General features: G+C 64.0%; 12 protein-coding genes. 5 read left to right on the top strand and 7 right to left on the bottom strand.

Going from position 1 to position 11,465, the window contains the following annotated elements; all coding sequences use genetic code 11:
* On the bottom strand, positions 1-593 hold a 593-nt coding region (locus tag O7A61_RS28185; RefSeq protein ID WP_337132559.1), incomplete at its 3' end, for a LysR substrate-binding domain-containing protein.
* Positions 594-704: 111 nt separating this feature from the next.
* Here O7A61_RS28185 and O7A61_RS28180 point away from each other — a divergent pair.
* The 4 genes from O7A61_RS28180 to O7A61_RS28165 all read left to right on the top strand — a co-directional run bounded on the left by O7A61_RS28180 (position 705) and on the right by O7A61_RS28165 (position 5,115).
* Positions 705-1,112: a tautomerase family protein gene (locus tag O7A61_RS28180; RefSeq protein ID WP_337132558.1), complete on the top strand. Its 408-nt coding sequence runs from the start codon at positions 705-707 to the stop codon at positions 1,110-1,112.
* 103 nt (positions 1,113-1,215) lie between these two features.
* The gene (locus O7A61_RS28175) at positions 1,216-3,438 is read left to right on the top strand and encodes an AMP-binding protein (RefSeq protein WP_337132557.1); all 2,223 of its coding nucleotides are present in this window, start codon (positions 1,216-1,218) and stop codon (positions 3,436-3,438) included.
* A gap of 204 nt (positions 3,439-3,642) precedes the next feature.
* Positions 3,643-4,443 (top strand): SDR family oxidoreductase, encoded by an 801-nt coding sequence (locus O7A61_RS28170; RefSeq protein WP_337132556.1) that lies wholly within the window; start codon positions 3,643-3,645, stop codon positions 4,441-4,443.
* Between the two features lie 78 nt (positions 4,444-4,521).
* Positions 4,522-5,115, top strand: coding sequence for a TetR/AcrR family transcriptional regulator (locus O7A61_RS28165; RefSeq protein WP_337132555.1), 594 nt, complete (start codon positions 4,522-4,524; stop codon positions 5,113-5,115).
* Here the strand turns inward: O7A61_RS28165 and O7A61_RS28160 are convergent.
* Positions 5,112-5,930, bottom strand: a complete 819-nt coding sequence (locus O7A61_RS28160; RefSeq protein ID WP_337132554.1) for a CDP-alcohol phosphatidyltransferase family protein — start codon at positions 5,928-5,930, stop codon at positions 5,112-5,114. The two genes, O7A61_RS28165 and O7A61_RS28160, sit on opposite strands and share 4 nt — an antisense overlap.
* Before the next feature lie 2 nt (positions 5,931-5,932).
* A complete protein-coding gene (locus O7A61_RS28155; protein WP_337132553.1) occupies positions 5,933-6,631 on the bottom strand; it encodes a phosphatidylserine decarboxylase in 699 nt (232 codons plus the stop codon).
* A 360-nt stretch (positions 6,632-6,991) separates the two neighbouring features.
* Here O7A61_RS28155 and O7A61_RS28150 point away from each other — a divergent pair, with 360 nt between their 5' ends.
* A complete protein-coding gene (locus tag O7A61_RS28150; RefSeq protein ID WP_337132552.1) occupies positions 6,992-7,858 on the top strand; it encodes an SMP-30/gluconolactonase/LRE family protein in 867 nt (288 codons plus the stop codon).
* On the opposite strand, the gene O7A61_RS28145 is transcribed toward O7A61_RS28150, so the two are convergent.
* From O7A61_RS28145 to O7A61_RS28130, 4 genes are all read right to left on the bottom strand, one after another.
* Entirely contained in the window at positions 7,855-8,208 is a 354-nt protein-coding gene (locus tag O7A61_RS28145; protein WP_337132551.1) for an antibiotic biosynthesis monooxygenase, read from the bottom strand. The two genes, O7A61_RS28150 and O7A61_RS28145, sit on opposite strands and share 4 nt — an antisense overlap.
* A gap of 90 nt (positions 8,209-8,298) precedes the next feature.
* Positions 8,299-10,182, bottom strand: coding sequence for an ABCB family ABC transporter ATP-binding protein/permease (locus O7A61_RS28140; protein WP_337132549.1), 1,884 nt, complete (start codon positions 10,180-10,182; stop codon positions 8,299-8,301).
* Positions 10,183-10,207: 25 nt separating this feature from the next.
* Positions 10,208-10,501, bottom strand: a complete 294-nt coding sequence (locus O7A61_RS28135) for an ArsR/SmtB family transcription factor (protein ID WP_337132548.1) — start codon at positions 10,499-10,501, stop codon at positions 10,208-10,210.
* Positions 10,502-10,632: 131 nt separating this feature from the next.
* On the bottom strand, positions 10,633-11,465 hold an 833-nt coding region (locus O7A61_RS28130; RefSeq protein ID WP_337132547.1), incomplete at its 5' end, for a LysM peptidoglycan-binding domain-containing protein.

Here is an 11,465-nt window from a genome sequence, read left to right as displayed (position 1 = left end):
GCGGCGAGTGCCGCCTCGCGAAACCCGCAATAGGGATCAAGCAGCGCCAGCGGCAATTCTTCCTGCCGCGAGGCCAGCCCCTTGCTCGAACACAGCCATATCACCGGCTCACGCAGGACCCCGACCTCGTCCGGTGCCGCCGTCTGGCGCATGACGATCGCCAGATCGAGGCTGCCGGCCTGCAGCGCCTGCGCCAGTTCGGCGGAGCGGCCGACACGCAGTTCAATCCTGACGCGCGGATGGCTGGAGGCGAAGGCACGCAGCAGGTCCGGCAGGCCGCTATCGGCGAAATCCTGTGTCGTGCCGATAGCGACGCGCCCGGCAGCGCGTGCGCCTTTCAGCGCCAGCCACGCCTCGCGATGCACAGCAAGAATGCGCCTGGCATGGCCGACGAGGTCCTCGCCTGCCGGGGTCAGACCGCGACCTCTGCCCTGCGGCGCCAGAAGCGGCTCGCCGACAATCTCTTCCAGACGCTGCATCTGGGCCGTTACCGCGGACGGCGAGCGGCCGACACTGGCCGCCGCCCGCGCCAGCGAGCCGCTGTCGACGAACGCAAGGAAGGTTCTGAGCAGGTCTGGATCAAGCGTTTCCATAATTCGATATTATCGAATTATGAGTTGAAAACAATTCGATTTTTTTGATTCTAGAATGATGGCACGGTCTCTTCAACGGCGACCGACGCCGGTCAATCCAGGAGAAGAAAAATGCCCATCGTCAATGTCAGCGTCACCGGCAAGCCAGACGCCACCCTGTCCGCCGAGATCGCCAGGGAAATAACCGAAATCACCGCCGCGCATCTGCGCAAGGATCCGACGATCACCGCGGTGGCCGTGTCCTATCTCGATCCGCAGCACTGGTTCGCCGGCGGCAAGTCGCTCGCCGAGCACGGCACCAACACGTTCTGGCTCGACATCAAGGTGGTCGACGGCACCAACACCAAGCTCGAACTGGAAGCGTATCTCAAGGCGATCTTCGACGCCTTTGGCCGCCTGCTGGGCGGCGTGCACCAGGAAAGCTATGCTTTCGTGCACGAGGTTCCGGCAGCCGCCTACGGCTATGGCGGCAAGACGCAGGAGTTCCGCTTCATCAGCGGACGGCTGAAGGCGGCGTGAGGGCGCCCCTTCCGCATTGACCTTGCCCCGACTTCCGCTAGGCTCTGCTCCCGAAGCGGCCGTACAAGAGCCGCAATGACAAAATCGTTGGGAGAGACGCGGCATGGTCCTGACACTGGCGCTGCTTGCGGGTCTGGTTGTGGCCTGGCTGCTGATCGGCGTGATGGAGAAATTCCGCCTCGGCCTGCGCTTCACCCAGGCGCTGCTCTACGTGCCGTTCAAGCTCGCCTACCGGATCAGCGACAATCGCGTCAGGCTCGCCCGCAGGGCGCAGGTGCCGGTCATCTATGTCATCTCGCACCAGTCGCGCTTCGAGCCGGCGCTGATGCTGTCGCTGCTGCCCGACGACACGCTGCACATACTTGACGAGGTGTCGGCGCGCTCGCCCTGGCTCGAGCCATGGCGCGAACTCGGCCGCACCATTGCCTTCAACGCCGAACATGTCTTCGTCAGCCGCCGGCTGGTACGCGTGCTGAAGGGCAAGGGCCGGCTGGCCGTCTATCTGCCGGACGCGGTCGAGCCCGACGTCAAGACATTTCGGCTGTTTCGCGCCGTCACCCGCATCGCCATGCAGGCCGACGCCCGCATCGTGCCGATCTTCGTCGCTGGCGCACGCAACCTGCCGGTCTCGCTGACGCCTAAGGACAAGGCACCCCGTCACTGGTTCCCACGGCTGTCGATCAGTGTTCTGGAGCCGATGACGATCACCGAACTGGTGGCGCGCAATCCGGACCAGGCCTCGAACACCAATGCGCTGTTCGACCGGGTTGCCGAAGCCCGGCTTTTCGGCACCGACCTCGACCGAGGCCTGTTCCTGGCCATGCGCGATGCCGCTGACCGTGTCGGCGCCTCGCACACCATCATCGAAGATGTCATCTCGGGGGCCCTTAGCTACCGCAAGATGTTCATCGGCGCCCGCGTGCTGGGCAGGCGGTTCGAGGCTGTGACGGCGTCGGGAGAGGCTGTTGGACTGATGCTGCCCAATGCCAACGGTGTCGTGCTGTCGTTCGTCGGCCTTCTCTCGGCGAGCCGGGTGGCGGCGATGATCAATTACACGGCCGGGCCGGCAAGCGTCACCGCAGCGGTGCGCACGGCCGTCATCCGCACCGTTGTTTCTTCGCGTGCTTTCGTCGAGAAGGCCGATCTCGCCGATATCGTCGCCGCGGTCGAAAAGGGCGGCGCCAGGCTGCTGTGGCTGGAAGACGTACGCCAGAGCGTCACCGCGCTGGACAAGCTTGCAGCCGCCTTGCTGTGGCGCCTGCCGCTGCAGCGACAGGATGCGGTCAAGCCGGGCGTGATCCTGTTCACCTCGGGTTCGGAAGGCACGCCGAAGGCGGTCGTCCTGTCGCAGAAGAACCTTTTCGCCAATGCCATGCAGGCCGAGGCGCGCATCACCATCTCGCCGGCGGACATCCTGCTCAACGTGCTGCCGGTGTTCCATTCGTTCGGCCTGACGGGCGGCACCATCCTGCCGCTGGTCACAGGGGTGAAGCTGTTCCTCTATCCCTCGCCTCTCCACTACAAGATCATCCCCGAGATTGCGCGCAAGGTGAAACCGACCATCATGTTCGGCACCGATACGTTCCTCGCCAACTATGCCCGCACCGCCAAGGACGGAGATTTTTCCAGCCTGCGCTTCGTTGTCGCCGGCGCCGAGGCGGTGAAGCAGGATACCCGCCGCGTCTATCGCGAACGCTTCCAGGCCGAGATCATCGAAGGTTTCGGGCTGACCGAGGCGGCGCCCGTGGTTGCCGTCAACACCGCGATCCACGGCCGCGACGGCACGGTCGGGCGGCTGCTGCCGGCCATGCGCATGAAGCTGGAGCCGGTCGAAGGCATCGGTGATGCCGGCCAGTTGTGGCTCGACGGGCCGAACATGATGATGGGCTACATGACCGCGGACCGACCCGGCGAGCTACAGCCGCTGACCGGCTGGCACGACACCGGCGACATCGTCGCCGTCGACCGCGAAGGCTTCATCACCATTCGCGGCCGCGCCAAGCGCTTCGCCAAGATCGCCGGCGAGATGGTGTCGCTGGGCGCGGTCGAGATGCTGGTGCAGTCGCTTTGGCCGGAAGAACGCCATGCGGCGGTAGCGGTGCCGGACAAGAGGCGCGGCGAGCGCATCGTGCTGGTCACCACCGCAGACGAGGCAAGCGCCGAGGAGCTGCGACAGTTCGGCAAAAAGGCCGGAGCGGCCGAACTGATGGTGCCAAACGACATCGTCAAGGTCGAAGAAATTCCGGTGCTCGGTTCGGGCAAGACCGATTATGTATCGACCAGGAAGCTGGCGATCGACCGGCTGGGGCTTGGCGTGGCGGCTTAGAGCCGTTCAGTGTTTGATACAATCGCTGAATAAACCACTCCTTTCGAGATCGCCCGACCCAGGATTGCGCCGTCGTGCCGCAGCGATTCAGATGGACAAATCGCAGGTGAGAGAGTATTCACTCACGACGGAGAGAGACGCTGAGCATGCATATTTCCAGCCAGCGCGACATGACACCTCCTTTGCACGGCAAGGAGATCCTGAATGGCAAAAATCCTCGTCACCGGCGGCACCGGACATCTCGGACGCGATCTCGTGCCGGCACTGACCGCGTCCGGGCACGCCGTCAGGTTGCTGGCCAGGAAAGCTGGGCTGGACCGCTCCGTGGAATGGGCGCTCGGCGATCTCGCAACGGGCGAAGGCATCGATGAAGCCCTTGGCGGCATCGATACGATCATCCATGCGGCGACGCTGTCGCCGATCGCCAGGCGCGGTATGCGGCCGATCGATTTCTTCTCCAGTCCATCCGATGTCGACGTCGAGGGCACGCGGCGGCTGTTTGCCGCATCGCAGCGCGCCGATGTCTCGCATTTCATTTTCGTGTCGATCGTCGGCCTCGACTTCAGCACCCTGCCCTATAGCCGCGTGAAGCTGGCCGGCGAGCAGCTTGTGCGGACGTCGCCACTTTCATGGTCGGTCATCCGTGCGACGCCATTCTTTTACCTTCTGGCGCAGATGCTGGCCGGGCTGCGATGGCTGCCGGTCTGGCCGCTGCCGACCTCGCCATCAAATCCCGTCGATACGCGCGACGTCGCCAGCTATCTGGCCCAGGCTGTCAGCGATGGGGAACGCGGCGTCCGCCCGCAGATCGGCGGACCCGAGGTGATGCCGTTCTCGACATTCGCTAGACAGTACCGCGATGCGCTCGGGCTGCGGCGTCTTATTCTGCCGTTGCCAGTCAGTCGAAAGATAAGCCTTGGCCTGGGTCTGGTTGAAACCAGCGAGCGGCTGGGAGAAAGAACATGGAAGGCATGGCTTTCCGAGCAGGGTGGAAGCGCGCGGTGAGCGAGCCCTGATTTCGCACCGGGATGGTATTGTCGAGCGCTAACCCCCGCCGCCAGGATCGGGTGAACAGGAATAGCCATGAAGCCGCCATCCGCAGGACGCGAGCGCATTCTACGCGAAGCCATCCGCCTGTTCGCCGAGCGCGGCTATGACCGGACCAGCGTTCCCGAAATTCAGGAGGCCGCCGGCCTGTCGCGTGGCTCGGGTGCGCTCTACAAGCACTTTCCCTCGAAGGAAGCGCTGCTTGCCGCGGCTATCGACCGGTTTGTTGGAACGGCACGGGAGGAACGGGCCGAGCTTGGGGAACAGGTGCTTTCTGCCGATCAGGGGGCGCGGCGGATCGTGGAGGGTATGCTGGAAAAACTTGGCGCGAATCGCGACATGCTCAGAATTCTGTGGCGCGATCTCGAGCACTTCCCGGAATTGAAAGCCTCGGCGCGTGGCGAGATCATGCAGAGCACCTACCACGCAGTCGCCGAATGGCTGCGGGAGCGCCAGCGCCAAGGCGAACTGCGCCCCCATGACAGCGACGCGGTCGCCGCCGTCATCGTCGGCAGCGTCGCCATGTTCCGCGTCTTCGAAGCGATCTGGACCGAGCGCTCGATCGAGGTCAGCGACGAACGCTTCGCGTCCGCCTGGACCGATTTGCTGATCCGGGGCCTGCGGCCCTAACCTATATCCGAAGGCGGCACCTTCTCGCCTTCCAGCTTGGCGCGCTTGGAGTAGGCGCGCACGGAAAACGGCAGGAAGATCAGGTAGCCCGCGACCGATGCCGTCAGCGTGTACCACGGATAGGTCATCAGCAGGAGGACGTATAGGACAACGGCGAGGATGACCGGCAGCACCCTGTCGCCAGGGATCTTGACGTTCTTGCCGGAATAAACCGGCAACCGGCTGACCAGCAGGAAGGCGACCAGGATGGTGAAGCCGGTGGCGACGAAGGCGGCCGGCCGGCTGGGCTCAACCCCAAGGCGAAGGAAATAGAGGTAGAGCGGCAGCATCACCAGCACGGCACCCGCCGGCGCCGGCACACCGACGAAAAATTCGGTCTGCCATATCGGGCGCTCGGCCTTCTCGTCGTCGAGCACGTTGAAACGCGCCAGCCGCAACCCACAGGCGATCGCAAACAGCAGTGCCGCTATCCAGCCCGGCGAGCCGGCACGGTCGAGCAGGAAGGCATAGAGCACCAGTGCTGGCGCGACACCGAAATTGACGATGTCGGCCAGCGAATCCATCTGCGCGCCGAATTTGGAGGTCGCCTTCAGCATCCGCGCCAAGCGGCCGTCTATGCCGTCGAGGAAAGCAGCCAGCAGCACCATCACCACCGCCGGCTCGAAACGCCCTTCGAAGCCGAAGCGGATGCCGGACAGGCCGGCGCAGATGGCAAGCACGGTGACCAGGTTGGGTAGCACCATGCGCATCGGGATCTCGCGGATGCGCGGACCGCCGCTGGCATGGGCTTCGAATTTTTTATATTGCGTGCCCACCGTCAGGAAATCCGCACGAGGGGCGTGCCGGCGACGCCGCCGAACTCGGCCAGCACGGTTTCGCCGCCGACCGCCGTCTGGCCAACGGCAACGCGCGGCGTGGCGGTCAAAGGCAGGAATACGTCGACGCGCGAGCCGAAACGGATCAGGCCGAAACGCTCGCCGGTGCCGATCGAAGCGCCGGCCTCGGTCCAGCAGACAATGCGGCGCGCCACCAGGCCGGCGATCTGGACTGCCGCCACCATGCCGTTGGGGCTCTCGATGACAAGGCCGTTGCGCTCGTTTTCGGTGCTCGCCTTGTCCAGTTCGGCATTGAGGAACTTTCCGGGCCGATGTTCGATCTTGGCGATGCGGCCGCGAACCGGAGAGCGGTTCACGTGGCAGGAAAAGACATTCATGAACACGGAGATCCGGGTCATCTCGACATTGCCGAGGCCAAGCTCGCGCGGTGGCACGGCCGGCCCGACCGCCGAGATGATGCCATCGGCGGGGCTCACCACCAGGCGGTCGTCGACAGGCGTGACGCGCTCGGGGTCGCGGAAGAAATAGACGCACCAGGCGGTCAGGATCAGGCCGATCCAGAACAGGATCGAGGAGAAATAGCCGAGGAAGAGCGTCGCCGCGCCAAAGGCCGCGATGAAGGGATAACCTTCGCGATGGATCGGTACGAACGCGTTCTTGACCGTGTCGACAAGGCTCATGGGGCGGTCCCTGTTTCAGGTCCGGCCTCAATAGCGGAAACACCCCCTGCCCGCAACGCGACAATGGGCGGCGCGGATGAACCGGCAAGGGCGGGCCGTGTCCGGATGGCCGGACGCCCCGTATTTCGGGAAGTCGAGACCGGCTTGCGGGTTGCCGATATAGACGACACGACAAGATGCGCCTGTCTCAGGGACGGCAATTCGGACCCGCCATCATGCGGCGCCAACGATCACGCCGATGGAGCGTTCTTCATTAGTGAAAAGCATTAAGCCCGCTGTCGGCAAATCACCTCTCGCCCGTCCTTGGTGAGAAGCACCTCATCACAGGGCTGATGACGCGCGCAACGGAGGCTCCTGATCATGCGAATATCATCCGGCAACAAAGCGCATATTGTCATGGAAGGTCTCGCCTTTGGCGAATCGCCGCGTTGGCATGACGGACGCCTGTGGGTCTGCAACTGGGGCACCGGCGAGATCATTGCCGTCGATGCGCACGGCAACAGCGACGTCATGCTCAGGGTTCCGGCTGTCCTGCCCTACTCCGTCGACTGGCTGCCTGATGGTCGTCTGCTGGTTGTCTCAGGCCGCGAGGGCCTGCTGTTGCGGCAGGAAGCCGGTGGCTCGCTCGTCACTCATGCGGATCTGCGCGGCCTGTCGAAAAGCCCGTGGAACGAGATTGTCGTCGATGGGCGGGGCAATATCTATGTCAATGGCGGCGGGCCGGCTCCGGCGGCGGGCCAGCATTTCGGCCCCGGCACCATCGTCTTGGTCACACCGGATGGAAAGGTCAGGCAAGTGGCCGACGCTATCGCCTTCGCCAACGGCATGGCGGTAACCCCTGACAACAAGACGCCGATCATTGCCGAATCCCATGCCAACAGGCTGACCGCTTTCGACATTGCCTCCGACGGCTCCTTGTCCAACCGACACATCTGGGCCGATCTCGATGGATACCCTGACGGCATCTGCCTCGATGCCGAGAGGGCGGCCTGGTATGCCGACGTTCCCAACAAGTACTGCGTGCGGGTGCGCGAAGGCGGTGACGTCTTGCAGACCGTCGCCGCCGATCGCGGCTGTTTTGCCTGCATGCTGGGCGGTGCGGACAGGAAAACGCTGTTCATCACCGCCGCCCAGTGGCGCGGCTTCGAGCACATGACAAGCGACGCCCGCACCGGCCAGGTGCTCGGCATCGAAGCGCCGGCACCTGGCGCGGGTTGGCCTGGTTAGAGTCCAGGCACGCGCTCATAGTTGGCGATATCAGCCCGAACTCCGAGCCGGGCGATCGTCTCCTGCGGGTTGAAGGCTATGCGCTCGTGCGCCGCCTTGACGATCGGCACGACCTTGTCGACGGCAGCCTGGCTTTCCCATTCGACGATGGTGACGAGGTTGAACTCGCCCGGCCCGGAGAATTGCTCAAGCAGGAAGTCCTGGACGAAGCCTTGCTGCAGACGCAGCAACTCATGCGTCGTCTTCACCTTTGTGAGGATCTCGTCGCGGGCATCGGCGGGTACGACGAACTTGTCGACCCTGAACACGCTGCCGCCATTAACGTTCTGATTCGTAAAGCTGATATCCATTTGATTGCGTCCTCGAGGATGCTGTTTTTCGGCTCTCGGGCGACGGTCTACAATCTCAACTTAGGTTGAGGTCAAGTGGCTTTTTGTGAGCTACGACATCTCCGACGTGCGCCTGCGCACGACGACACCCAGTTCGTCGCTTTCGCGGGCAATGCGCAGCCGCTCCTCGGCTTCGGTCGCCTCGCGCTGGCGGTCCCACATCGAGGCGTAGAGGCCGTGCTTTCGCATCAGCTCGACATGGGTGCCGCGCTCGGCGATCTGGCCATCCTTGAGCACGATGATCTCGTCGGCCGAAATCACGGTCGACAGGCGGTGGGCGATGACGATGGTGGTGCGGCCCTTGCTGACCAGGTCGAGCGCGGTCTGGATCTCCTGCTCGGTGTGGCTGTCGAGCGCCGAAGTGGCTTCGTCGAGCATCAGGATCGGCGGCGCCTTCAGGATGGTGCGGGCGATCGCCACGCGTTGCTTCTCGCCACCGGAAAGCTTCAGCCCGCGCTCGCCGACCATCGACTTGTAGCCGTCGGGCAGCTTCTCGATGAACGGTCCGATCTGGGCGAGTTCGGCGGCCTTGCGCACCTCCTCCTCGCCGGCGCTGACACGGCCATAACGGATGTTATAGGCGATGGTGTCGTTGAACAGCACCGTGTCCTGCGGCACCATGCCGAGCACCGCGCGCAGGCTGTCCTGCGTCACGTCCTTGATATCCTGGCCGTCTATCAACACCTGGCCACCCTGCACGTCATAGAAGCGGAACAGCAGCCGCGAGATGGTCGACTTGCCCGCGCCCGACGGCCCGACAATGGCAACCGTCTTGCCGGCCGGCACTTCGAAGGAGACGCCTTTCAGGATCTTGCGGTTCGGATCATAGGAAAAGTGGACGTCGCGGAACTCGACCTTGCCGGCGCTGACGGCCAGCGGCTTGGCGTTGGGCTTGTCGACGATCTCCTGCGGCACGTCGAGCAGGTCGAACATGTGCTCGATGTCGGTCAACCCTTGCCGGATTTCGCGGTAGATGAAGCCGATGAAGTTGAGCGGCACCGAAAGCTGCACCAGCATGGCATTGATGAAAACGAAATCGCCGACGCTCTGGGTGCCGGCCTGCACCTCCAGCGCCGACATGCACATGACGACGACCGTGCCGACGCCGAAGATGAAGCCCTGGCCAAAGTTCAGCCAGCCGAGCGAGGTCCAGGTCTTGGTGGCGGCGATCTCGTAACGAGCCATCGAGCGGTCGAAGCGCTCGGCCTCCATGCGCTCATTGGTGAAATATTTGACCGTCTCGAAATTGAGCAGCGAGTCGATCGCCTTGGTGTTGGCGTCGGTGTCGCTGTCGTTCATATCGCGGCGGATCGAGATGCGCCAGTCGCTCGCCTTGACGGTGAACCAGACGTAGACGCAGACGGTGATCGCCACCACGGCCACATATTTCCAACCATAGGTGAAGCCGAATATGCCGGCGGTCAGCGCGAATTCGAGGATCGTCGGCGCCGTGTTCAGCATGATGAAGCGCACGATCGTCTCGATGCCCTTGGTGCCGCGCTCGATGATACGCGACAGGCCGCCGGTGCGGCGCTCCAGGTGGAAGCGCAGCGACAGCTGATGCATATGCACGAAGGTACGGAAGGCAAGCTGACGCACCGCATGCTGGCCGACACGGGCAAACAGCGCATCGCGCAGTTGGTTGAAGCCGAGTTGGACGAGCCTCAGCACATTATAGGCAACGACCAGCATCACCGGGGCGAGCATGAACGCCGGCAGCGGCGGGGGCGTTTTGAAGCCGCCCGCCAGCGCATCGGTTGCCCATTTGAAGAAATAGGGACCGGCGACCAGCGTCACCTTGGCCACGACCAGCAGCAGCGTCGCCCAGGTCACCCGTGCCCTGAGGTCGGCGCGGTCGGCCGGCCACATATAGGGCCAGAGATTGCGCAATGTCGTGAGTGTCGAGGTGTCGGCGGAGACGGTTTTTTCGGCCACTTTTCTTGCCTTTTGGGTGAGAGGGTCAGCGGCCGGAGCAGCAGGAATTGATGAGTGCGCCCAGCGATGCCGATACGTCGGCAAGTGCCGCGCGATCGACCGCATAGCGCGATCGTTGACGGTCGGGCTCGAACCGGACCAGGCCGGCCTCGACCAAGATTTTCAGATGCTGTGAGATGGTCGATTGCGCCAGATCGAAATGATCGACGACCTCACGGCAGCAGCAGGAATTGCTGGTGGACAGATGCTTCAGTATCTCGATCCGGGCCGGATGCGAAAGCGCTGCGAACCGGGTCGCGACAGCGCGACTGTCCGGCATGCGGCCGGACGGTGCCGAGACGGCGTGGTCTGGTATGGGGAAGCACTCTGTCATCGTTCATCGGCGATAGACGATGACCGATGACAGGGCAAGCTAGGCCGATGGGTAGATCGCCGGAATTGCCGGTCTCCCTACTCCGTCTTCGTCGCGGTGGTCGCCTGTTCACCCATCGCCTTGAAGTCGGCGGCTTCGCCTTCCTTCGACTTTTCCGGGACTTTGAACACCTGCCCCGGCCAGATGCGGTTCGGATTCCTGATCTGGTCCTGGTTGGCGAGGTATATGGTGGAGTAGCGCGTGCCGTGACCATAGACCCGCCGTGAAATCCGCCACAGTGTATCGTTGCGACGAATGATGACCGCGCCGTCGGCATGTTCGAGCTTGGGCGACACGATTTCGGGCACGTCGCTTGGCGGCGTGGCTGCCGCGACGACGGCCGGAGCCTCGGTGGCCGATGCGGTGTCCGCCGGAGCAGGGGCGGCGGGTTTGGCCTCGGCGGGCTTGGTCTCGGCGGGGGCAACAGCTGCGACCGCCTCGCCCGGCTCGCGCTCGAAGGGCACGGCGGCGCGAGCCACCACCTTCACGCCATCGGCATCGAGGCCGTCGACATGAATGGTGTAATTGCCGACCGGAATGTCGCGGGTCGCCTCGACCAGGAAATGGCCGTCCAACGAGGTCTGTGCGTCGCCGAGGAGAATGTCGTTGGCGTAGGCGCGCACCTTGCGGCCCGGATCGGCGAGACCGGCGACAAAGATCTTGTTGCCTTCGATCTCGACCGCCTCGACGACGATCTTAGGTTCGGCCACAGCCGCCGCGGGCGCGGCCGGTGCCGCCGGATCGGGTTTTGCTTCAACCACGGCTGGCGCGGTCGCCGCCGGCGCCGCGGTCGCTGGAGCGACCGTCGCGGGCGCTTCAGCAGCCGGAGCGGCGGCCTGGTCGCCGGTTGCCGGCGCAGGCTTTGTCCCGG

Origin of the sequence: Mesorhizobium sp. Cs1321R2N1, assembly GCF_037179725.1 — a bacterium.
Classification (GTDB): Bacteria; Pseudomonadota; Alphaproteobacteria; order Rhizobiales; family Rhizobiaceae; genus Mesorhizobium; species Mesorhizobium salmacidum.
This window is presented reverse-complemented; position numbering and strand designations above follow the sequence as displayed.